This is a genomic window from Kitasatospora sp. NPDC001159 (assembly GCF_053598235.1).
This window is the reverse complement of sequence record NZ_JBSFJV010000013.1, coordinates 33836-55636: the sequence shown is the minus strand read 5'-3', so window position 1 is coordinate 55636 and position 21801 is coordinate 33836. Positions and strand designations below refer to the sequence as shown.

Sequence of the window (21801 nt, the reverse complement as noted above, 5' to 3'; positions counted from 1 at the left end):
CCCTTGCCCCGGGCCCGCCTAGGATGGCTGGTACACCCACCACCCGCCCGGCCGAGCACGGGAGTTGAGATGGTCCAGGACACCCTTCCGACGGCCGGGTACACCATGGCCGTCGCCGCGCCCGCCGCCCCGCTGCGCCGGTACGTCCTCGACTACCGCGGCTACCGGATGGTCCTGGACCGCCCGCGCCGAAGGCTGGAGGTGCCGACGGACGTGGTCACCCTGGCGCTCGCCTTCGAGGGCACCATGCGGCTCAGCGACGCCGTCGCGCCGACGGCGGGCGTCCACCTCGGCTCGATCGCGGCCGGGCTGCGCCGGACCGCCACCATCGCCGAACACGCCGGTGTGCTGCACGGGTTGTCGGTCTCGCTCACCCCACAGGGAGCCTTCCGGGCGTTCGGGCCGGCGGCCGGGGAGCTCGGCGGGCAGTGGGCCGAGGCCGGGGACGTACTGGGTCCCCGGCTGCGCACGCTCGCCGGGCGGTTGGCCGACGCCCCGGGCTGGCGGGCCCGATTCGCACTGCTGGACGGGTACTTCACCGCCCTGTTCGCCAACGGTCCGGCCTGGGAACCGTCCATCGCCTGGGCCTGGCACCAACTCCGGCGCTCCCACGGCCTGGTGCCGATCCGCGCCCTGGTCGAGGGCACCGGGTGGAGCCGTCGCCGGCTGGAGCTGCGCTTCCGCGAGCACCTCGGGCTTGCACCCAAGCAGGCCGCCGGCATCCTGCGGCTGCAGCGGACGCTGCGTCTGCTCACCACACCGGACGGTCACCCGGCCGGCGCCGACCTGGCCGCGCTCTGCGGCTACTACGACCAGTCACACCTGGACCGCACCTTCCGCGGCATGGTCGGCTGCTCACCACGCGAGTTCCTGGCCTCCCGGCGCTCGGCCGCCGAGCTGCCCGAGCCCACCGACCGGGTCGTCGGTCGGGTCACCAGCGCGGTGCTGAACGCCGGTTGAGCTCCGCTGCGCATTTGTACAAGACGCGCGACCGCCCCGCCCGGCACCCTCGGAAGGCCCGGCCGGTACGAGGGGACCGGCCGGTCACGGGCGCACGAGCGGGGCTCGCTCCGCACCGGCACCAGCGGCAGTGGTGCCGGCAGGGTCAGCGCTTCATGTAGACGCTGTCCATGAAGTCGATGATCTGCTGATCCGTCAGCCGGTGGCCTTTGCGGTGGCCCATCGCCAGGTCGGCCTCGCTGATCATGCCGACCAGCCGTTCGCCGTCGATCACCGGGATACGGCGGATCTGGTGCTGCTCCATCTTCTTCAGCACCGTGTCCATGCTGTCGTCGGCGCGCACGCAGTGCAGGTGCCCGGCCAGCTCCATCGCCGTCATGGTGGCCGGGTCCTTGCCCTCGGCGAGACAGCGCACCACGATGTCACGGTCGGTGATGATTCCGTGCAGCTTCTGGTCGTCGCCGCAGATCGGCAGCGCGCCCACGTTCTTGTCGCGCATCATCCGCGCGGCCTCGTCCAGCGTCTGGTGGGCGCCGATGCACTGGGCGCCGGTGTGCATGATGTCTCGGGCAGTGGTCACGGGGACTCCTTCGTCGGTACTACCCCCCGACAGCAGGTCGACACCGTGATCGCGGTGTGACCGTGCCATCACCATAGGCAACACTCCGCCCACCCGCGACCGCGAGAACCGATGCAGCAGCCCCGATACTGAAAGCGTGACGACGGAAACCACCGGAACCGTCGACGAGGCCGTGCGCGCCCGGCCCGCGACCGCGCTGCGCCCGTACGTGGGCTGGTACTCCGGCTACCGGCAGCGCGGCCTCGCCCCCGCCGTGCACCGCGGACTGCCCTCCCCGTACCTGACCTTCATCCTCACTCTGGACGAACCGCTGGTGATCGCCGGGCACCCCGATCCCGCGCAGCCGCCCGGCAGTTACCCGACCCTGCTCGGCGGACTGCACACCTCCCCCGCGCTGATCACCCACGAGGGCGCCCAGTCCGGCGTTCAGGTCGCCGTGCACCCGCTGGCCGCCCGGGCGCTGTTCGGGCTGCCCGCCGGGGAGTTGGCCGGGATCGACCTCCCCGCCGAGGAGGTGCTCGGGCGGCTCGGACCGCGACTGCGGGAGCAGGTGCAGGCCGCGGGCAGCTGGGGGGAGCGGTTCGCCGTGCTGGACCGGGCGCTGCTGCGGGCCGCCCGGCCGTCCGGGCGGGTGCCGCCGGAGGTGGGCTGGGCCTGGCGGGCGCTGCGGCGCAGCGGCGGCGCGCTGCCGGTGGCGGAGCTGGCCCGGGAGACCGGCTGGAGTGCCCGGCACCTGCAGGAGCGGTTCCGCCGGGAGACCGGGCTCACCCCCAAGGCCGCCGCCCGGGTGATCCGCTTCGACCGGGCCCGGCACCTGCTCGCCGCCGGCTCCCCGCCGCCCCGGCTGGTGGAACTGGCCGTCCGCTGCGGCTACTTCGACCAGGCACACCTGGCGCGCGAGTTCCGCGCGCTGGGCGGGACGGCGCCGAGCACCTGGCTGGCGACGGAAGGGCCGGAGGGGTCGTGTCGTCAAATTCAGTGAGATGGTGGAGGTGCCCGGCTCCAACTCGGCGGCAGGACCTAGGCCGGGTCTTAAGCCTTCAGCCTGTTACGCGATCATGGCGCCCCGCCTACCGTCCTCATCATGGATACGACAGGCACGCTCGACGAGGCGCTCCAGCGTTTGCACAGCTTCGGGCCTGAGCGGCTCGGGCGACTCACCAATCACGCGCCGATGGCCGTCGAAGCCCTCACCGCTCACGGACAGGCGAGTTCGGTGCACCGCTGGCTGGATTTGTACGCACGAAAGCTTGAGGAGTATCCGTCCCATGTCGAGCCGGTCACGGCCGCCAACTGGCGTTTCGCTCTTGGTGATCCGCGCCGCATCGCCGACTGGATCGGCTACTTCGAGCGAGAGATCACCAAACGTCCCTGGCGCGAGGTGCTCACACAGTGGTGGCCCTGTCTTCTGCCCGGCATGTACGGCGGCTCGACGCACCCGGTGATACGGGTAGGCCACGCCACGCGCACTCTTTTGGCCGGCGAGAGCACCGAACCCCGTCTGGCCGAACTCGCCCACGGACTCGGCTACTGGGCCGCCCGCCACCGCCCCGTCACGGATCCGGTCCCGCTGCCAGGCGCCGACAGTGCTGCTGCCGCTCTCGGCGCGGCAAAGCCCATCACCCCACGAGGCGGCGACTTCCCAGCCCGGCTCGGCCGCGTTACGGGTTTGCCGGTGTGGGCGGCCACGGTCACAGACCCGAGCGAGGCTTACTCCCGCCTCGCCGAGCTGGTGCAGGCGGCCACCCACCGGTATGCCACCCACGGCCACGGCGAGGCGACGATGCTGGTCCACGCGGCCACGGCTCCCAACGCCGTCCTGCGCACCCTGCCCGCCCTTCCGCAGACCCTATGGGTACCGAGCCTGCGGGCCGCCTGGACGGCTTCCGCCGCGGTAACGGCGATGTACGCGCCCGACGCCCCGGTCGCCTACACCCCGCCGGGCAAGTTCACCCCCGAAGAGGTCTTTGAGCGGGCCCAGGCACACGGCGACGAACATGTCATCAAGCTGACCGACACGGCCCTCGATATCGGCGATGAGCGGGCCCTGGCGGCGGCTCTGCGCTCCATCGAGCTGAGCGAACCGTTGGGATAGACGGCAGTCATCGGATCTCATGCCCACATCAGCAGTGATGCGAGGGTTACGGCTGCCCGGTAGGACATGGTCGTCTTGTCGTACCTGGTGGCGAGGCCGCGCCACTGCTTCAGGCGGTTGAAGCAGCGTTCGACGACGTTGCGTTGCTTGTAGAGCTGCTTATCGAAGACGGGTGGGCGGCCCCCCTTACAGCCTCGCCGTTGCCGGTTGGCGACCTGGTCAGCGCGCTCAGGGATGGTGTGGGTGATGCGACGCTGCCGGAGCCAGCTGCGGATAGCCTTCGAACTGTAGCCCTTGTCCCCAAGGAGGTGGTCGGGCCGAATGCGCGGTCGGCCCGGTCCGATCCGAGGCACTCGGATAGCGTCCATCACGGTAGTGAGTTGCGTGCAGTCATTGATGTTTCCGGCGGTGACGACGAAGGCGAGTGGACGGCCGAATCCGTCCACGACGAGGTGAATCTTGCTGGCTAGCCCGCCACGGGACCGTCCAAGGGCCTGGTCGGCTGCCCCTTTTTTCGCGCCCCGGCAGCATGCTGGTGGGCGCGGACGACGGTGGAGTCAACCGAGACGAGCCAGTCAATGGAGCCTGCCGCGTCCGCTTTTGCCTGTGCTGCCCGCAGCATCCGCTCGAACGTCCCGTCACCGGCCCAGCGTCGGAAACGGGTGTACACGGTGGCCCACGATCCGTACCGCTCGGGCACATCACGCCAGGCCACCCCCGTCCGGAACTTCCATACAATCCCGTTCAGGACTGTCCGGTCATCCAACCGCGGCCGCCCCATTGTCGGCCTGGGCAGCAGTGGCTGCACCAGCTCCCACTCGGCATCAGTCAGCTCGTGGCGACGTATCACCACACCATGATCCAGTAGCCAAGATCACTTTGACGACATCTCCGAGGGGGCGAAGTTCCGAAACGTCCAAGGCGGGACGGTCGGGGCTGCCACAGAGTGGGAGGCGTGAGCGCCCCACCGGGTGAGCGCCCCTACCGGAGGAGAGAGCCGTGGACCCCAAGAGCCCCGCCCCGCAGGTCTGGCCCACCCTGCGCGCCACCGACGCCCGGCGGCTGATCCGCTTCCTCGCGGACGCCTTCGGCTTCCAGGAGGTGGTCAGCTACGGCAAGGACGATCTCGTCTCCCACGCCGAGCTGGCCTGGCCGGAGGGCGGCGGCGTGATGCTCGGCTCCGACCACGGGACCCCCGAGGCCGGCCAGGACTGGCCCGCCCGCCCGGGCACCTTCACCGCGTACGTGGTCACCGCCGACCCGGACCGCGTGCACGCCCGTGCCGCGGCCGCCGGCGCCCGGATCACCACCGCGCTGCACGAGACCGACCACGGCTCGCGTGACTTCGCCGCCGCCGACCCGGAGGGCAACCACTGGTACTTCGGCACCTATCCGGGCGCACCGCGGCCCGCCGCCCCGCAGGGTGTTCGTGATGCAGGCCCCGGGCGGTGACGGCCACGAGCGGTAGGTCCCACGGCGGGGCAGACTGGCTGCGGGGGCCACCCGCAGGACGCTTCGGAGACGGCCCATGCCGCAGATGACGGTGGACGGGCGCACCCTCGCCCTCTCCCACCTCGACAAGGTGTACTACCCACGCACCGGCACCCTCAAGGGCGAGGTGCTGCGCTACTACGCCGCCGTGCACACCGCCCTGCTCCCCCACCTGCGAGACCGCCCGGTCTCCTTCCTGCGCTGCCCGGACGGCGTCGAGGCGGAGCTGTTCGTCGCCAAGAACCCGCCACCCGGCACCCCGGACTGGGTGCGCACCGTGGAGGTGCCCAGCAGCAGCGGCGCCCTGCGCCAGGTGGTGCTGGAGGACGGCGCGGCGCTGCTGTCGGTCGCCAACCTGGGCTGCCTGGAGCTGCACGTCCCGCAGTGGCACGCGGCCGCGCCCGGCCTGGCCGACCGGCTGGTCCTGGACCTCGACCCCGGTGAGGGCGCGGACGTGCTGACCTGCCGGGCGGTCGCGCTGCTGCTGCGCGAACGGCTGGCGGCGGACGGCCTGACGGCCTGGGTGAAGACCTCCGGCTCCAAGGGCCTGCACCTGCTGGTCCCGATCGAGCCCACCCCGAGCGCCAGGGTCTCCGCGTACGCGAAGGCACTGGCCGCCACCCTGGAGGCCGAGCACCCGGAGCTGGTGGTGCACACCATGGCCAAGGCGCGGCGCCGGGGCCGGGTGCTGGTCGACTGGTCGCAGAACAACGCCAAGAAGACCACCGCCGCGCCGTACACCCTGCGGGCCCGGCCGCTGCCGACGGTCTCCGCCCCGGTCTCCTGGGCCGAGCTGGAGCGGGCGCGCGGCGTGGACGACCTGACCTTCACCCTCGCCGCGGTCCCCGGGCGGCTGGCGGACCGGGGCGACCTGTTCGCGCCGTTGCTGGACCCGGAGGAGGCCCGGCCGCTACCCGTCGCGCCGGTGTCACCGCCGGAGCGGTCCGAACCCGCGCAGCCGCTGCCCGCGCAGTCGAAACCGTCCGAACAGCCCCGCCAGGTGCTGCACCCGCCCGTCGAGGTGATGCGCCCCGCCGCCGTCACCGCCGTCCCGCTCACCGACGCGCTGGGCGGGGGTGGGGTGCAGTACGAACTGAAGCTGGACGGCTTCCGCTGCGTCGCCTTCGCCCGCGGCGACCGCCCCGCCTTCCTCCAGTCCCGCTCCGGTCGCGACCTCGCACCGGAGTTCCCGCCGATCGCCGCCGCCGTCGCGCGACTGCCCGAGGGGCTGGTGCTGGACGCCGAACTGGTCGCCTGGCGGTCGGGCCGGTTCGCCTTCGAGGAGCTGCTGCACACCCGCCAGGCCCGGGCCGCCGCCCCGGACGTCGCCCTCGGGCTGATCGCCTTCGACCTGCTCGCCCTGCCCGGCCGCGACGTCCGCCGCCTCCCGCTAACCGACCGGCGCCGCCTGCTGCTCGCCGCCTTGGCCGACGTCCCGCCGCCGATCCAGCCGGTGATGGCCACCACCGACCGGACGGAGGCACTGGAGTGGATGACCCAGCTCGCCGACATCGGTGTGGAGGGCCTGGTCTGCAAGGCCTCCGGCTCCCCCTACCGCCCGCGCGGCGCGGGCCGCGCCTGGGTCAAGTACCGCCGCAGCGACACCGTGGACGCCACCGTCCGCGCCCTCACCGGCCCGGCCGGCCGCCCACACGCGCTGGTGGTCCGGCTCGACGACGACAGAGTCCTTTTGACCACACCCCGGCTCACCCCCGTGCAGGCCCGCGAGATCGCCCAGGCCACCACCGCGTCCCTCGGCCCGCCCTCGACCGACCCCGACCACGGCCCGGTCCACCCCCTCACCATCCCGCTGCGTGCCGAGATCACCCTCACCGGCCGCCCGCCCACCGCCACCTTCGTCCGCCTGCGCGGGGACTAGGGCCTGTGTGACGATAAGGGCACCTCATGGGCCGCTCGGGGTCTGGCTGCTCGGGGTCTGGCTGCTCGGGGCCTGGCCGCTCGGGGCCTGGCCGCTCGGGGCCTGGTCGCTCGGGGACGTCGTGGAAGCACACGAGCCGCAGGACGGCGTCCCTGAGTTGGTCTGGCTGCTCGGGGTGTGGCCGGACGGGGTCCGGTTGCTCGGGGCGTGGCCGGACGGGGTCTGGTTGCTCGGGGCCTCATCGTCCGGAGCCGGGCTAACGCTCCATCCAGCCTTTTCGCGCAAGAGCTTGGCTATTTCTGTGGTGTACCCGTCGCTGGTGCCTCGCAACACCCCAAGTTGATAGGCGTAGCTGGGATCATTGCCTGGCACCGTGGGATGCGTAGGGAATGCGCGGCTCATCTGGCCGTGCTTGAAGTCGGTATCGGCTGTCTGCTTGCCGAGATTCAAGCCAGCCTCGATGCCGGCGTCGTAGCCACCCGGCTGGGGCGGGTTTGGTTGCCTGACGTAGTAGGGCGTATTCGCTGCGGTCGGAACGGTGTCCGCCAGGGCTGTGCCGCCGCCTCCCAGAAGTATGACGGCACCTAGCAAGGTGGCGGCGCTGAGACCGCTCGCCCGCCTCATTCCTCGGGATTGCATGCCTCTGCTGATCATTTCAAATACCCGTAACAGTTGACGCTTCTATCTCCTTTTATTCCCTCTTTCATTCCCTCCCTCATGCAACAAAGCTAGCTCTACGCATCGACGCCCGCGGTGTCTCACGTCCGGTGGTGCTTCGCCGTCGCATGGGCGAATTCGGTGACCAGCGCGTCGTTGAAGACCGGCAGGTCCCCCGGCTTGCGGCTGGTCACCAGCACCCCGGGACCGTCGTGGCAGACGTGCACCTCCTCGTCCACCCAGTGGGCGCCCGCGTTCACCAGGTCGGTGCGCAGGCTGGGCCAGGAGGTGAGGGTGCGGCCGCGGACCGCGTCGGCCTCGATCAGGGTCCAGGCCGCGTGGCAGATCGCCGCGACCGGGCGGCCGGACGCGCAGCAGCCGTGCACGAAGGCGACCGCCGCCCGGTCCAGCCGGAGCCGGTCCGGGTTGGCGACGCCGCCGGGCAGGACCAGCCCGTCGTAGTCGGCCGAGTCCGCATCGGCGACGAGGGCGTCCACCCCGAAGGTGTCACCGAGGGCGCGGTGCCGGACGGCCTGGACCCGCCCCGTGGCGGTGGAGAGCAGCCGCGGGGTGCCGCCGGACTCGGCGACCGCCTGCCAGGGCGAGGTCAGTTCGTCCTGCTCGGCGCCGTACGGGGCGACCAGGAAGGCGATCGTCCGGCCGGTCAGGGTGGTGGACGGCCAGCCCATGGTTCAGCGCGGACAGGGGGCGGTCAGGTCCTCGGCGGCAGGCGGGACGGAACTGAGCCGGGCCCGCGGGCAGGCGAGGTGGACGGCGAGGTCCAGGTGGTCGATCCGGGCGACCAGCCCGGCCGGGACCAGCACCCGGGTGCCCGGCACCCAGGACGAGGCGTCGACCAGCAGATGGTCCCCGGCGTCCTGCTCGATCCGGCCGAGCGGGCCGTCGGTGGCGTGCACCTCGTACCCGACCAGGCTGAGGTCGGCGGCGGGATGGGATCCCGGGCGGTACTCCCACAGGTCAGTGCCCATCACTCAGCCGCCCGCCTCCGGCCGGTCCCACGGACGGCGTTCGCGCCGCTCCTCCCGATCCGGCCGGTCCGGGAACACGGACTCGGGCCGGCGCGTGCCGTGGCGGCGCCGCAGCAGCTCCGAGGTGGCGACCGCGGCCGCGACCGAAGCCGCCCAGACCACCCCGAGGGCGGTCAGCACGGCGGTGGTCGGGGTGCGTACACCGATGCTGAGGCAGATCGCCGTCATCACCAGCGCGGTCAGCACCACCGCGGCCGAGACACGGTGCCCGGCGCTGCGCAGCGCGCCCAGCACGCGGCTCGGCCGTTTGGCACCCATGGTGCTCAGCTTCCGGTCGAGGCGCGTGTCCTGACGCAGATCGGACTCGATCTCCTCGAGGAGCCGCCGCTCCCGTCCGCTCAACGCGGGTCCGTCCATATCGGTCACCTCCGACACTCCCGGTGACGTGCTCGCACCCGGGCGGTTGCCCGGTACGGGCTGGCGCTAACCGTTCCGGGGACCACCTGTTCCCACGCCCACGCGGCCGAAGGCCCGGGGACGGGCGAGCAGGCTGTCGTCCAGGACACGCAGCAGGGCGGCGGCGTCACGGTGGACCTCGACCGCGCCGGCCGCCCTCAGCTCGGGACCGGCGTCCCCGCCGGTCTCCAGGGCGATGCACGGCACCCCGACCCGCCGCGCCGCCAACACCTCGCGCACGCTCCCGGCGACGGCCACGGCGTGCGAGGGCGGGCCGTCCACCAGCTCCAGCGCCGCCCGTAGGGGATCGCTGCCGGGAGCGGCCACGGTCAGGGCGGGCGTTCCGGCCGGCCCGGGCCCGGTCAGCACGACCGTCCAGCCTCGGGCGGCGCACTCGCGCAGCAACTCGGCGCCACCGGGCAGCCGGGGCCGCCAGTCGGTACCGAAGAGAGCCGCCGAGATCACCGTCATGGCCACCGCTTCCGTGCTTCCGTTCCGCAGGCCACGCGCCGTGTGCGCCCTTCCAGGTTAGGCCGCCGCACGGCCGGGCGCGCTGCCTGCCGGGGAGGGGTTCGCGGGCCTGCGAAAACCGCTTGGCCAGCGGTCGGCGGGCCGGGATACTCCGGTTGTTCGCGAGCGGGGTGTCCGCGGGCAGGGGGAGGTCGCGTGGCGGTGTTCGCGTGTGCGGGGTGCGGTGCGGAGCTGACCGGGCCGGTGACGGAGGTGGCGCTGCCACCGCACGCACACCGGGAGGGCGGGCGCCGCTACCTGCCTGCGCTGATGGAGCCTGGGACGTTCGCGGTCGATCCGGAGCCGCCCGAACCGCCGTGGCGGCCGTGGCAGGAGCTCGGAGTGGACGAGGCCGCCGCCCGGGGCGTGTACGCGCCGATCGGCGGCCTGTGGTGCGGCCCCGGCGGCGCGGTGCTGCTGGCACCAGGTGACACCCGCGGCACCGTCCTGATCCCCGAGCAGTGCAACGGCTGCTGCGCAGCGGGCGGGTGGCCGAATCTGGCCTGCGAGCGGTGCGGGCGGACGGTGGGCGCCCGGATCGACGACTGCTACCACTGGCAGGCGGTCTGGCTCCACCCGGGGGCCGTCCGCCGCCTCCCCGTCCCGGGACCAGCCCGTCCGGCCGGGGACGGCTGGACGGTGGCACCGCTGCCTCCGGTCGAGCCGGACGGCTGGTGGAGCGACCGGTGGAGCGCTGCGGTCGCCGTCGCCCTGGCCGAGGTCCTGGCGGCCTCCGGCGGTCGGCCGGTGGCAGTGCCCGACGGCCTGCTCGCCGAGACCTTCGGCCGCACCCTGGACCGACTGCTCCCCGCCGACGGCCCGGCCCGCACGCTGGGCCTGGCCGGGCCCGGGCTCACCCCCGACCCGGCTCCGGACATCGCCCTGGTGCCCCGGCACCCCTGGACGGGTGCCACCTGGCAGCCCGCCGACGGCACCGTGCCCGCCGCGCTGGACGCCGAGGTGTGGGCGTACCTGGCCGTCCCGCCCCTGCGCCCCACGACCCGCCTGCCCGCGGGTGAGGAGCGCGACGACCCGCTGCCGCTGCGCCCGTACCGGCTCTTCGAGCCTGACCGGTACCTGCTGCTGCACCGGCTCGCCCGGCTGCCCGCCGTCCGGCAGCCCTGGCTGCGCGCGATCTACGATCGGCTCGGCGACGGCCGCCAGTACTAGCGCACACCGGAGGGCAGCTCATGCGGATCAACCTGACCAGCGTCTTCGTCGACGACCAGGACAAGGCCCTGCGCTTCTACACCGAGATGCTGGGCTTCGTGAAGAAGGAGAAGGTCCCGCTCGGCGAGCACCGCTGGCTGACGGTGGTCTCCCCCGAACAGCCCGAGGGCACCGAACTGCTGCTGGAGCCCGACGCCCACCCCGCCGTCAAGCCGTACAAGGCGGCCCTGGTCGCCGACGGCATCCCGGCCGCCTCCTTCGCCGTCGACAACGTGCACGCCGAGTACGAGCGCCTGCACCGGCTCGGGGTGCGGTTCACCAAGGAGCCGCTGGCGACGGGCCCGGTCACCGTCGCCGTCCTGGACGACACCTGCGGCAACCTCATCCAGCTCGCCCAGTACCACTGACGGGTCGCGCCTACAGCAGCTTCGCCGGGAACTCGGTGACGAGGCGGGCGAGTTCGGCGGGGCGCCCGGTCAGCCGCGGTCCGGGTCGGTGGCGAGGCGGGCGTGCAGGTGCTCGTTCGTGTAGGGGCCGTCGCCGTAGCGGTAGGAGGCGCGCAGGGTGCCCTCGTACGGGAAGCCGGCGCGGGTGGCGACCCGGCAGGAGGCCTGGTTGTCGACGTCGTGGTAGAGCTCGATCCGGCGGACGCCGGCCGTGCGCACGCCCCAGCGGGTGACGGCGGTGGTGGCGCGGGTGGCCAGGCCGCGGCCGCGGGCGGTGGCGAGCAGCCAGTAGCCGACCATGGCGACGCCGTCGGCCCGGTCGGTCCAGCGCAGGGCGACGTTGCCGCACAGGGTGCCGTCGGCGGTGTCGGTGATGGCGAAGGAGGCGGTGCTGCCCTCGGCCCAGCGGGTGTCGGAGCGGTCGAGGAAGGCCTCTGCGCCGGCCGGGTCGGCGGCGTCGCGCAGCGGGTTCCAGCGGACGATCTCCGGGTCGACCGCGGCGGCCGTCACGGCGGCGACGGTGCCGCCGGCCAGGTCGAGGGCCCGGCCCCACGGGCGCAGCTGGATGTCGCCCAGGTCGACGACGGCGGGGCGGAAGAGGCGCTGGTCGGTCGCGCCGGCACTGAGGGTCACCCGGCCTTCCTATCCCCTGCCCGCCCTCGCCCGCCAGCGAATATTCCGGTTCCCGGTGGGCCGGCCGGGTGCGGATCGGGCTGTGGACGAGCTGCTGACGGCCCGTGCGGCCGATGTCGAACCCGCGGTGCTGGCCGAGGTGTTCGAGGGCGACATGGTCGGGCGCGACGGCGACGTCTGGTGACCGCCCGCCGAGCCGGTCACCGGACGCCGCGCGGCGCCGGGTCAGATCCGGGCCAGGTAGCCGTTCTCCACCAGCCACAGCACGTTCAACTTGGCCGGGCCGCCGGGCAGCAGGGAGGCGTCGAGCTGGTACTGCAGACCCCAGCCGGGCTGGTTGAACCAGGGCGCTATCGGGCCGGCGTGCACCTTGAACGCCTTGACCACCTTGTAGTCGTGGTAGTTGCAGTCGGCCGCCGGGGTGCCGTCGAGGCTCTGCGGCGGGATCGCGCGGTTGGCGTAGGGCAGGCCCTCGGGGGCGAGGAAGGAGCCGTACTCGCCGCCGTAGCGGTCGATGTTCTGGTTCGGGTAGAGCGTGATGTCGAATTCGACCCGGGTGCCGTCGGGCAGGGTGACGTAGCCGTCGGCGGGCGGGTAGTTCCAGCCGCCCTTGCCGCCGTTGGCGGCCGGGGCGTAGTACTCGGCCAGGAAGTCCTGGTCGCTCGCGCCGCCGGTGCGCTGGTAGCCGAGGAGTTGGCGGCCCACCGGGCCGGCACTGGGGAGGTCCTCGGGGCCGAGGCGCGCGTCGCTCTGCTGGAAGGTGGCGGAGCACTGGTCGGGCGGGGTGGCCGTACCGGTGTCGGCGGCGGCAGCGGGGATGCTCACGGCGGTCACGGCGGCGGCCGCTGCGAGGGGCGCGACGATCAGGCGAAGGCGAAGGCGCACGGTGTCTCCGTCGAACGGGGAATCGGTCGAAAAGCAGCCACGGAGGGGCGTGGTGCTCACCCTCCGTGGCTGGATCGGCACCAGGCAATCGGGTCGCCTGATCATTCGTCAACATGCCCTGACTGACGGCTCGCTGAACTCCCGGGTTTCGGCCAAACCCCGAACCTCGGCGTCACCGCCCCGGGACGACCCGCCCGATCAGGTGGAGCAGCCGGTCCAGGGCGTCCTTGGAGTTGGGCTCGGTCAGGTTGACCATCAGCCGGAACACCACCTTCAGCAGCGCCTGGTTGCCGAGCCCGGCCGCACCGGCGGCGCCGAGCAGCTTGGGGCGGCCGAGCAGGTCGGCGGCCAGCCGGCCGACCGCGAAGTAGCCCGCGTAGGCGGAGTGCAGCGCCTGCGGGTAGGCGCGCAGGGCGAGTTCGCGGCCGCGGTCGGTGCGGCGGGCGTGGGCCTGGACGATGGTCTCGGCGGCGTAGCGGCCGGACTCCATCGCGTAGGCGATGCCCTCGCCGGTACCGGGGCTGACCGTGCCGCCCGCGTCGCCGATCAGCAGGAGGCCGTCGGCGTAGTGGGGTTGCCGGTTGAGGCCCATCGGGAGGGCGGAGCCGCGGATGGGATCGGTGACGGCGTCGGGGGTGTAGCCGTAGCCGGGCGGGAGGTCGGCGCACCAGCGGCGCAGCAGATCGCGCCAGTCGAGGTCGGTCTTCGACGTGTCGAGGACACCGAGGCCGACGTTGGCGGTGCCGTCGCCCATGCCGAACACCCAGGCGTAGCCGGGCAGGACGCGGCGGGCGGGGTCGGTGGGGTCGCGCAGGTCGAGCCAGGCCTCCAGGTAGCGGTCGTCGTGGCGCGGGGTGGTGAAGTAGGTGCGGTAGGCCACGCCCATGGCACGGTCGGTGCGCCGGTGGCGCTTCATCGCGACGGAGAGCCGGGTGGAGTTGCCGTCGGCGGCGACCACGATCGGGGCCCGGTACTCGACGGGCTTGCGGTCCTCGCCCAGCTTGGCGCTGACGCCGATGATCCGGCCGGTCCGCTCGTCCGTCAACGGGCCCGCCACGTTCGCGCGTTCGACCAGCCGGGCGCCGGCCGAGGCGGCCTTGCGGGCGAGCAGTTCGTCGAAGTCGGCGCGGCGCCGGACCAGTCCGTAGCCGGGGAAGGCGGAGAGCTCGGGCCAGTCGAACTCCAGCGAGCGCCGTCCGGAGATCAGCCGCAGGCCGCGGTTGTGCAGCCAGCCGGCCTCCTCGGAGACGTCGATGCCCATGTCGACCAGTTGCTTGACGGTGCGCGGGGTGAGGCCGTCCCCGCAGACCTTCTCGCGCGGGAAGGCGGACTTCTCCAACAGCAGGACGTCCAGGCCGGTGCGGGCGAGGTGGTAGGCGGCGGTGGAGCCGGCCGGTCCGGCGCCGACCACGATGACGTCGGCGCTGCCATTGGTCGGGCCGGCGGCGTGTCGGTCCGGTCGCACCTGCTGCTCTGGGCCAGGCATCGAAACATTCCCCCTGGGTCGGATCGGCTGCACATGACAACGGAACACACGCCGGATCACCCAACGGACCGAGCGGACCGGGTGGTTCCAGACGGACGATAGAGAACCGCGGCGCCGGCCCGCCGCCCCGACACGCGACCCCACCGCCCCGAGCGGCCGAAACCGGCCACCCGCGCGGCCTGTCGGTTCACCCGCCGACGCGGAACCCGCCGTTGACCGGCACCTCAACCACCTGCGATGCGCACGAGTTACGCACAATCGGGTGATCGGATTGTTGTAACGGACTAATCGGATCTATCGCTCCCAGCGATGCATTTCGGCCAAACCTCCCTTGCGTCGCGTTTCTGACTGCGGAACTTTTGTCCCCTCCCGCTCGTACGGCACCGGCCTCTGGTCCGGCCGCCGACCCGAGGGCTCCCTCCCACTGCGCAGGTCCGTCCCGACCTGCCGTACCCGATGGATCACGCATGCACATCCGCTCCACCGCCGCGCGCACCCTGGTGGCCGTCCCGACCGCCGCCGCCCTGATGCTGCTCGCCCCCGCCGCGCACGCCGCCGCCGGCGGCAACGGCAACGGCAAGGGCGCCCCCGGCAACAACGGCACCGTGAAGATCCACGACGCCGCCACCGGCCAGGAGGACGTGCGTAACGAGCCCAAGGTCTGCACCTTCTACCTGGACTCCTTCGGCTTCGACCCGAACCAGGACGTGCTCTGGGCGATCTTCGACATGAACGACATGTCCGAGCCGGTCGTCTACGGCGACATCCCCGTCGACGACCACGGCCACGTCCGCACCGAGGACATCAACCTGCCGGACGGCCACTACAAGCTGTTCTGGAAGGCCGTCCCGCTGGTCAACGGTGAGCTGCCGGAGCACCCGGACGTCAGCAACCCCAAGCACAAGGTCTTCAAGGTCGACTGCGGCGGCCAGACCCCGGCCCCGACCGGCAAGCCCTCGCCGACCGCCACCCCGACCAAGGCCCCGTCGGCCAGCCCGACCGCCGTGCCGAGCACCACCCCCTCGCACACCGCCACGCCGACGGCGTCGCAGACCCCGGCGCCGACCCACACCCCCGAGCCGAGCCACACCCCGGCTCCGACCCGCACCCCCGAGCCGACCCACTCGGCCACCCCGACCACCACCCCGGCGCCCGTCCCGCCCACCACCCCGGCCCCCCAGCCGTCGGCGACGACCCCGGCCGCCGGCGTCCCGACCGACGCACCGAGCGACGCGCCCAGCACCGCCCCGAGCGCCGGCCCGTCCACCGCGCCGACCGCCACCGTGCCGGTGCACCCCGGGACCGGCACCAAGGTCAGCCCGGACCAGCCGCTGGTCGTTCCCGCCAAGGTCAGCGTCCCGACCCCGATCCCGGGCGCCGCCTCGGACGGCAAGAAGCTGGCCACCACCGGTAGCGACGGCACCCTGCTGTACGCGGGCGCCGGCACCGTCCTGCTGGCCGCCGGCGCGGGCGCGGTGGTCTACACCCGCCGTCGCCGCACCTCCTCCTGAGGTACCCCGACGCCACCTCCGGGGGTCTGAGCCCTCCGGAGGCCCCAGGCCGCGTCTGAGCCGCGGTACCACCGAGCCCCTGGCCCGCCGGCAGCTGCGGGACCAGGGGCTCCCCGGTCGCGACCAGGCCTGGTCACGACCGGAGACGACGGAAGCCCCTGACCGCACGGGGGACGTGCCAGGGGCTTCCGTTCTCCACTACGGCCACAGTGGCCTCAGGGTTCACCGTTCGCACGGATTCACTTCTCGCGGATTCGCCGCTCACGGATTCACCGCCAGCACCACGAACTCCGCCAGCACCGTTCCTTCGGGCTGATCAGGAGTGACTCCGGATGAGCCGCACGCCCCGGGGTTCGGGCAGTCACCCACCGTAGTCGGCAAGGTACCTGAGCACTCTGTCGACATGCGGTCGGACCCGCTCCGGGACGCCCCCGGCGGCCGCCACCGACTTGTCGCTGGTGCGGTAGGCGGCGGCGACCAGGGCCGGCAGGTCGCGGGTGAAGCCGCGCCGCTTGAGCTGCTGGTCGAGCCAGCAGACGTAGTTGCCCATCGCGGCGATCGCGTCGCCCGGATCCAGGTACGACTTGGGGCCGGGGCGGCTGGCGGCCTTGGACCAGGCCTCGAAGACCGCGGGCGTCCACATCGCGATGCCGTACTCGCCGGTCTCCGGGCGGGCCGCGTTCGGGTCGAAGCCGCTCTCGGCCTTGAGCATCGCGGCCAGCAGGATCGGGGTGATCTCCGACTCGGGGCAGCGCCGGGCGGCGTCCTCGATCATGCCCCGGTAGACCGTCGGGACGTCCGAGCCGGCCGGGATCGCCCCGGGCAGCGGCGGCGCGGCCCGGTGGGCGGCCGACCCGACCGGCTCCGGGCCGCCGGCCAGCGCGAGCACCACGGCGGCGCAGGTCAGCAGGCCGAGGCCGGCCTGTACGGCGGGCCGACGGCGCCCGGCCGCTCGGACGGTGGCGCGGGCGACCAGGGCGGCGAGGTCAGTACGGGCGCGCTGGTCCCGGTCGGCGGCCAGGCAGGTGGCCACCACGGCCCGCCAGGGCGCGGGCAGCGCCTGGTCCGGCCGCAGCGGGGCCGCGCCGCGGGCGTACGCCTGGGCGGCCAGCGAGCGGGCCCGGGCGGTGACGCCGAGAAAAGGGTGCAGCCCGCCGGTGAGCAGCTGGTGGGCGATCACCCCGAAGGCCCAGATGTCGGCGCTGGGGCGCAGCGCGACCCCGCGCGCGCCGGTGCGCTGGGACCACCACTCGGGCGGCACGTGGTCGGGTGAGCCGAGCGGCGGGGCGTAGGCGTGGGTGCCCTCCAGTTCGGCGGTGAGGCCGAAGTCGGCGATCTTGGCGGTGCCGTCGGGCATCAGCAGGATGTTGGCCGGTTTGAGGTCCCCGTGGACCCAGCCGGCCCGGTGCATGTGGGTCAGTCCGGCGCAGACCTGGGCGAGGATGCGCTCGGCGCCGGGCACCGCCGTCCCGGGGCGAGCGGTCGCGAGGAGGTCCTGCAGGCTGCGGGCGGCGCGTTCCATCACCAGGGCCACGGCGCCGTCCAGGGCGGGGCGGTCGGGGTCGTCGACGGTGACCACGGCGAGGGTGCGGATCAGGTGGGGGTGGTTGGCGCGGCGGCTGAACCGCAGCTCGCTGTGGGCCATCTGGGCCACGGTGCGACGCTGGCCGGGGCTGGACCGGGCCGGGCCGAGGATCTTGACGGCGGCCGGGGTACCGTCCGGCCCTTCGGCCGCGTAGACGCTGCCCCAGGCGCCCGCGCCGAGGAATGCGCCGGTGCGGTAGCCGGCCAGGAGGTAGCCCTCGGGGACCTCGAAGGGCGGCCGCGCGTCCGGCGGGTGCTCCTCCGACGGCTGGGGCTCGGGCCGGGCGGCGCCCGGTCGATCGGCAGGGGTCACGGCCGGGCGACCGGGCGCCGGGGCGGGAGCAGGGCCAGGTGCTCCTCCCGGACGAGGTCGAACCTCAGTGCCAGGGCGACGAGTTCCTCGCGCTTGCCGCCGGCCGGGCCCTCCTCGTACGGCTCGCGCAGCCGCAGTTTGGTGCACACCAGGTAGTCGATGTGGTAGTTCACCGCCGAGCGGGTCAGCCCGCGGCAGGAGGGCAGGGCGCGCAGCCGGGCCAGCACGTCGGTCACGCCGGGGACCGCGGCGGTGGAGGGCGAGCGCAGCCGGGGTTCGCAGAGCGCGAGCAGGACGAGGAAGTACTTGGCGGTCGGGTCCAGGGCGAAGGGGCTGACGGTGCGCTCGCCGCCGACGCCGCTCGGGCTGCCGTCCAGGTAGGCGTGCTGCGGGGCGAAGACCTTGAAGGAGGCGGGTTCACCGAGGGCGGGCAGCAGAACCCGGGAGAGCTCGAAGGGGACGGGCGCGCCGAGGCGGCCGGGGGCCACCTTGACGTGCTCCCCCGCACCCTCCAGGTTCTCCACCACATAGGTGGCGGTGGTGCTGAAGTTGGACAGCCGCCAGTAGTCCTCGGCGGCGGCCACCTCGCCGGCGCGGCGGGAGACGCCCTGGTCGGGCAGCGGGACGGCGACCGGCCGTCCGGGTTCGCCGCGCCCGAACACCGCCGTCTCACCCGGGCCCATCCGCAGCAGTCCGGGCGCCGCGCCGGGCGCCATGTCCGGCCCCGGTCCGGGCAGTTGCACGATGACCGTGTCCACGCAGCCACCTCCGCTGGGATCGGGTCGATGGTATCCGTCCGATTCGCCGCCGTGGCAACGCGCCACCCGGACGAGTGAAGGAACACCGCCAACCCCGCTCGGTCGGCGGGGAGTTGCCCTCCGCCGTCGCGCGCGGGAGGCCCCTCCAGGCGTCAACGCCTGGGGTTCCTCGCTGGATCACGCTGAAGGCCGGCCACGGGGCGATCGTCTGCACCGCCTCCCGGCCGCCGAACAGGCCCGGCCGAACGGCGGCGCGTACACGGCCAGTAAAAGGGCGATTCAAGGACTGGTCAAAGCGGCGGCCTTGGAGTACGGGACGCGGGGCACAGGATCAACGCGATCCTCCCGGGCACCACGGGCACCGCCTTCGCCCGACCGACGGGCATCCCGGACGCGGCCTGGGCACAGTTCAAGAAGGCCTACGGGCCACTGAACGTCGAGGGGTTGGAGCGGATGGCCGGGGTGGCCGAGATCGCCCGGGCGATCCTGGCTCCGACCTGCGACGACTTCGCCTACCAGACCGGAGCCTCGGTGCCGGTGGACGGCGGGACGACGGCCGGACGGCGGATTGTCGCGCCACCTAAGAACTGATCATCCGTCAGGCCGCAGTTCGTCCGGGTGCTGAACATTCGGCGAACGATTGCAGCCAGTAGTTGAATGGTCACCATGAGTGTGACGCAACACACACACGACACGTCCATGATTTGTGCAAGACTCATCTCAAGGAGTGAGATTCCCTTAATTTCCAAGGAGGTTCGTATCATGCGCACTCGGATCGCAGCTGTGATGCTGACGGTGGCAGGGATCGCGACCCTGACGGCCGGTCCCGCCATGGCCGCCACGGCGACGTCCGAGACCGGCACCGCGGCCTGCGTCACGGTGCTCAACCGCCCCTGCATCTCGCACCAGGTCAACGGCGAGGGCATAGTCGGCATCGCCCAGGTCAGCGCCGACCCGGACCAGTTGACGATGGTCCAGGTCGAGGTCCGCACCCAGCAGGCCTGGGGCAGCCCGTGGGAGCCGGTCGCCAGCGCCACCACCGTGCGGCTCGGCTCGGCCCAGGCCGTCACCCCGCGCGTGACCGCCACCGCCCCGCGCATCATCTGCGCCACCGCCGGTCCGGCGCTGGACGCGAGCAAGCAGGTCACCACCTGCACCAACCCGTTCTGACCGGTGGCCGCCGGGACGCGCCACCCGTTCCGCACGACGAGGCGGCATCCGTAGGCCGGGCACCGGGAGCCGGGGCGTTCGCGCCCCGGCTCGCACCCGCCCCGTCGCCCCCACCAGGCGCGACGCCCACGGGTCCGCCCCAGCCCCGGGTGGACCTGGGGCCCCGTTCACGGCAAACTGGTCTAGACCTCGTAGGTCTAGACCTCAGACGCGCCTCAGAACGGTGGACCCAGTATGGAAATCGTGATCGTCCCTGACGCCTCAGCGGCCGGCGAACTCATCGCCGCGGCGATCACCGATCTGCTGACCGGCAAGCCCGACGCCCTGCTCGGTGTCGCGACCGGCTCGACCCCGCTGCCGATCTACCAGGCCCTCGCCGCGCGGGTCCGGGACGGCCGTCTGGACGCCTCCCGGGCGCGCATCTGCCAGCTGGACGAGTACGTCGGCCTGCCCGCCGGCCACCCGGAGTCCTACCGCTCGGTCGTGCTGCGCGAGGTCGTGGAGCCGCTCGGCCTGACCGCGGACTCCTTCCTGGGCCCGGACGGCAACGCGGCCGACATCGCCGCGGCCGCCACCGCCTACGACCGCGCGCTGGCCGAGGCCGGCGGCGTGGACCTCCAGTTGCTCGGCATCGGCACCGACGGCCACATCGGGTTCAACGAGCCCTGCTCCTCGCTCGCCTCCCGGACCCGGATCAAGACCCTGACCCGGCAGACCCGCGTGGACAACGCCCGCTTCTTCAACAGCATCGACGAGGTCCCGCACCACGTCATCACCCAAGGCATCGGCACCATCCTGGAGGCCCGCCACCTGGTGCTGCTCGCCACCGGCGAGGCCAAGGCCGAGGCCGTCGCGCTGGCCGTCGAGGGCCCGCTCGCCGCCGCCGTCCCCGCCTCGGCGCTGCAGTTGCACCCGCACGCCACCGTGGTGGTGGACGAGGCCGCCGCCTCCCGGCTCAAGCTGGCCGACTACTTCCGCGACACCTACGCGGCCAAGCCGGCCTGGCAGAAGCTCTGACCCTCGCGGCGTCGCGGCCGGGGCGCCGACCTCCGTGGTCCGCGCCCCGGCCGTTCGGCCCTCAGCCGTTCGGGCTGCTACCGCTTGCGGAGCCAGTCCGCGAAGGCCGCCAGCGCCGGGCCCGGGTCGCTGCGGCCGACGCCGATCCGGAAGCGGTCGACCGGGGTGGGGGTGAGCTCGGAGCGGAACATGCTCGCGGGCATCAGCAGCACGCCCGCCTGCTCGACCAGCGCGGTGCAGAAGTCCTCCACCCCGTCCACGCCGAGGTAGCGCGGGTAGGCGACGCAGCCGCCGTCCGGGGCGCGCCAGTCGAAGAGCTCGGGGAACTCGGCGAAGAAGGCGTCGAACTGCGGCAGGTTCTCCGCGATGATGCCCCGGTTGCGGGCCAGGATCCGGTCCCGGGCGGTGATCGCGATCCGGGCCAGCACCTCGCTGGGCGCCGAGTTGCAGATCGTGGTGTAGTGCTTGGCCCGCTCCAGCCGGGTGCGCAGCTCCCGGTCCCGGCAGGCGATCCAGCCGATCCGCAGCCCGGGTAGGCCGAGCGACTTGGAGGTCACGTTGAGCGAGAGCGCGGTCGCCGAGAGGTCGGCGGCCTGCGGCAGGATGCGGGCCGGGTCGCGCTCCAGGCCGCGGTAGACCTCGTCCGAGAACAGCCGGATGCCTCGCTGCTCGCACAGCTCGACGAGGCGGGTGAAGTCGGCGGCGTCGATCACCTTGCCGGTCGGGTTGTTGGGGAAGTTGACCGACAGCAGCTTGGTGTTGGGGCGCAGCGCCGCCTCGACCGCGTCCAGGTCGAGCGCCCAGTCCCGGTGCTCGTCCAGCGCCACGCCGGTGACCTCGCAGAGCGAGAGCGGGATGGTCTCGGCGGACTGGTAGTTGGGGGTCAGCACCACGGCGTGGTCGCCCGGTTCGAGCAGCACCTGCATGGCGAGGTTGATGCCCTCCTGGGCGCCGCCGAAGCAGATCACGTCGTCCGCCTCGACCCGCTCGTACATCCCCGCGACGGCCCGACGCAGGCCCGGGTCGCCGAAGGTCTCGGTGTAGCCGAGCGCGAGGGTGTCCCAGGCCTCGCGGTCCTCGGGGCCGGCCAGGGCGAGCAGCTCGGCCATCGTCATGGTCTGGGCGTCGGAGGCGGTGAGGTGGTGGCGGGCGGTGAACTCCCAGCGCGAGAAGTAGGTTTCGAGCCGGAAGTCGGGCAGCTGGGTCATCGC

General features: G+C 73.1%; 22 protein-coding genes and 2 pseudogenes. 12 read left to right on the top strand and 12 right to left on the bottom strand.

Going from position 1 to position 21801, the window contains the following annotated elements; all coding sequences use genetic code 11:
- Nucleotides 1-69 precede the first annotated feature (69 nt).
- Entirely contained in the window at nucleotides 70-960 is an 891-nt protein-coding gene (locus tag ACWC9T_RS09685; protein WP_449820502.1) for a helix-turn-helix domain-containing protein, read from the top strand.
- Nucleotides 961-1105: 145 nt separating this feature from the next.
- Here the strand turns inward: ACWC9T_RS09685 and ACWC9T_RS09680 are convergent, their stop codons facing one another.
- The gene (locus tag ACWC9T_RS09680; protein WP_449820501.1) at nucleotides 1106-1540 is read right to left on the bottom strand and encodes a CBS domain-containing protein; all 435 of its coding nucleotides are present in this window, start codon (nucleotides 1538-1540) and stop codon (nucleotides 1106-1108) included.
- 136 nt (nucleotides 1541-1676) lie between these two features.
- Between ACWC9T_RS09680 and ACWC9T_RS09675 the strand changes: the two genes are divergently transcribed.
- Both ACWC9T_RS09675 and ACWC9T_RS09670 read left to right on the top strand, forming a co-directional pair.
- Nucleotides 1677-2522, top strand: a complete 846-nt coding sequence (locus ACWC9T_RS09675) for a helix-turn-helix domain-containing protein (RefSeq protein ID WP_449820500.1) — start codon at nucleotides 1677-1679, stop codon at nucleotides 2520-2522.
- 102 nt (nucleotides 2523-2624) lie between these two features.
- On the top strand, nucleotides 2625-3635 hold the full coding sequence (locus tag ACWC9T_RS09670) for a questin oxidase family protein (RefSeq protein WP_449820499.1): 1011 nt from the start codon (nucleotides 2625-2627) through the stop codon (nucleotides 3633-3635).
- Nucleotides 3636-3652: 17 nt separating this feature from the next.
- Here ACWC9T_RS09670 and ACWC9T_RS09665 read toward each other — a convergent pair.
- A pseudogene (locus ACWC9T_RS09665) lies at nucleotides 3653-4482 on the bottom strand (IS5 family transposase).
- 152 nt (nucleotides 4483-4634) lie between these two features.
- Between ACWC9T_RS09665 and ACWC9T_RS09660 the strand changes: the two are divergent.
- From ACWC9T_RS09660 to ACWC9T_RS09650, 3 genes and pseudogenes are all read left to right on the top strand, one after another.
- Nucleotides 4635-5087 (top strand): VOC family protein, encoded by a 453-nt coding sequence (locus ACWC9T_RS09660; protein ID WP_449820498.1) that lies wholly within the window; start codon nucleotides 4635-4637, stop codon nucleotides 5085-5087.
- 76 nt (nucleotides 5088-5163) lie between these two features.
- Nucleotides 5164-6042 (top strand): annotated as a pseudogene (gene ligD / locus ACWC9T_RS09655) (non-homologous end-joining DNA ligase); the annotation flags it as partial.
- A 108-nt stretch (nucleotides 6043-6150) separates the two neighbouring features.
- A complete protein-coding gene (locus ACWC9T_RS09650; RefSeq protein WP_449820565.1) occupies nucleotides 6151-7005 on the top strand; it encodes an ATP-dependent DNA ligase in 855 nt (284 codons plus the stop codon).
- 758 nt (nucleotides 7006-7763) lie between these two features.
- On the opposite strand, the gene ACWC9T_RS09645 is transcribed toward ACWC9T_RS09650, so the two are convergent.
- The 4 genes from ACWC9T_RS09645 to ACWC9T_RS09630 all read right to left on the bottom strand — a co-directional run bounded on the left by ACWC9T_RS09645 (nucleotide 7764) and on the right by ACWC9T_RS09630 (nucleotide 9578).
- On the bottom strand, nucleotides 7764-8351 hold the full coding sequence (locus ACWC9T_RS09645) for a type 1 glutamine amidotransferase domain-containing protein (RefSeq protein ID WP_449820497.1): 588 nt from the start codon (nucleotides 8349-8351) through the stop codon (nucleotides 7764-7766).
- A 3-nt stretch (nucleotides 8352-8354) separates the two neighbouring features.
- On the bottom strand, nucleotides 8355-8651 hold the full coding sequence (locus ACWC9T_RS09640) for a PRC-barrel domain containing protein (RefSeq protein WP_449820496.1): 297 nt from the start codon (nucleotides 8649-8651) through the stop codon (nucleotides 8355-8357).
- A gap of 3 nt (nucleotides 8652-8654) precedes the next feature.
- Nucleotides 8655-9068, bottom strand: a complete 414-nt coding sequence (locus ACWC9T_RS09635; RefSeq protein ID WP_449820495.1) for a hypothetical protein — start codon at nucleotides 9066-9068, stop codon at nucleotides 8655-8657.
- A 66-nt stretch (nucleotides 9069-9134) separates the two neighbouring features.
- The gene (locus tag ACWC9T_RS09630; protein ID WP_449820494.1) at nucleotides 9135-9578 is read right to left on the bottom strand and encodes an HAD family hydrolase; all 444 of its coding nucleotides are present in this window, start codon (nucleotides 9576-9578) and stop codon (nucleotides 9135-9137) included.
- A gap of 195 nt (nucleotides 9579-9773) precedes the next feature.
- Here ACWC9T_RS09630 and ACWC9T_RS09625 point away from each other — a divergent pair, with 195 nt between their 5' ends.
- A complete protein-coding gene (locus ACWC9T_RS09625) occupies nucleotides 9774-10787 on the top strand; it encodes a hypothetical protein (RefSeq protein WP_449820493.1) in 1014 nt (337 codons plus the stop codon).
- A gap of 20 nt (nucleotides 10788-10807) precedes the next feature.
- Nucleotides 10808-11194 (top strand): VOC family protein, encoded by a 387-nt coding sequence (locus tag ACWC9T_RS09620; RefSeq protein WP_449820492.1) that lies wholly within the window; start codon nucleotides 10808-10810, stop codon nucleotides 11192-11194.
- 69 nt (nucleotides 11195-11263) lie between these two features.
- On the opposite strand, the gene ACWC9T_RS09615 is transcribed toward ACWC9T_RS09620, so the two are convergent.
- The 3 genes from ACWC9T_RS09615 to ACWC9T_RS09605 form a co-directional block, all read right to left on the bottom strand.
- The gene (locus ACWC9T_RS09615) at nucleotides 11264-11866 is read right to left on the bottom strand and encodes a GNAT family N-acetyltransferase (protein WP_449820491.1); all 603 of its coding nucleotides are present in this window, start codon (nucleotides 11864-11866) and stop codon (nucleotides 11264-11266) included.
- Nucleotides 11867-12091: 225 nt separating this feature from the next.
- Nucleotides 12092-12751 (bottom strand): TNT domain-containing protein, encoded by a 660-nt coding sequence (locus tag ACWC9T_RS09610; protein ID WP_449820490.1) that lies wholly within the window; start codon nucleotides 12749-12751, stop codon nucleotides 12092-12094.
- 172 nt (nucleotides 12752-12923) lie between these two features.
- The gene (locus ACWC9T_RS09605; protein WP_449820489.1) at nucleotides 12924-14237 is read right to left on the bottom strand and encodes a geranylgeranyl reductase family protein; all 1314 of its coding nucleotides are present in this window, start codon (nucleotides 14235-14237) and stop codon (nucleotides 12924-12926) included.
- 467 nt (nucleotides 14238-14704) lie between these two features.
- Here ACWC9T_RS09605 and ACWC9T_RS09600 point away from each other — a divergent pair, with 467 nt between their 5' ends.
- Nucleotides 14705-15748, top strand: a complete 1044-nt coding sequence (locus ACWC9T_RS09600; RefSeq protein WP_449820488.1) for an LPXTG cell wall anchor domain-containing protein — start codon at nucleotides 14705-14707, stop codon at nucleotides 15746-15748.
- 361 nt (nucleotides 15749-16109) lie between these two features.
- On the opposite strand, the gene ACWC9T_RS09595 is transcribed toward ACWC9T_RS09600, so the two are convergent.
- On the bottom strand, nucleotides 16110-17645 hold the full coding sequence (locus ACWC9T_RS09595; RefSeq protein WP_449820487.1) for a serine/threonine-protein kinase: 1536 nt from the start codon (nucleotides 17643-17645) through the stop codon (nucleotides 16110-16112).
- Complete coding sequence (locus ACWC9T_RS09590; RefSeq protein WP_449820486.1) at nucleotides 17642-18403, bottom strand: serine/threonine protein kinase; 762 nt, start codon at nucleotides 18401-18403, stop codon at nucleotides 17642-17644. Before ACWC9T_RS09590 ends, ACWC9T_RS09595 begins: the two co-directional genes overlap by 4 nt.
- A 444-nt stretch (nucleotides 18404-18847) precedes the next feature.
- Here ACWC9T_RS09590 and ACWC9T_RS09585 point away from each other — a divergent pair, with 444 nt between their 5' ends.
- From ACWC9T_RS09585 to nagB, 3 genes are all read left to right on the top strand, one after another.
- Nucleotides 18848-18994: a hypothetical protein gene (locus ACWC9T_RS09585; protein WP_449820485.1), complete on the top strand. Its 147-nt coding sequence runs from the start codon at nucleotides 18848-18850 to the stop codon at nucleotides 18992-18994.
- Nucleotides 18995-19165: 171 nt separating this feature from the next.
- A complete protein-coding gene (locus tag ACWC9T_RS09580) occupies nucleotides 19166-19573 on the top strand; it encodes a hypothetical protein (RefSeq protein WP_449820484.1) in 408 nt (135 codons plus the stop codon).
- Nucleotides 19574-19807: 234 nt separating this feature from the next.
- Nucleotides 19808-20590 (top strand): glucosamine-6-phosphate deaminase, encoded by a 783-nt coding sequence (gene nagB, locus ACWC9T_RS09575; RefSeq protein ID WP_449820483.1) that lies wholly within the window; start codon nucleotides 19808-19810, stop codon nucleotides 20588-20590.
- Between the two features lie 77 nt (nucleotides 20591-20667).
- Here nagB and ACWC9T_RS09570 read toward each other — a convergent pair whose 3' ends face one another.
- A complete protein-coding gene (locus ACWC9T_RS09570) occupies nucleotides 20668-21798 on the bottom strand; it encodes an aminotransferase class I/II-fold pyridoxal phosphate-dependent enzyme (protein WP_449820482.1) in 1131 nt (376 codons plus the stop codon).
- Nucleotides 21799-21801: the final 3 nt, after the last annotated feature.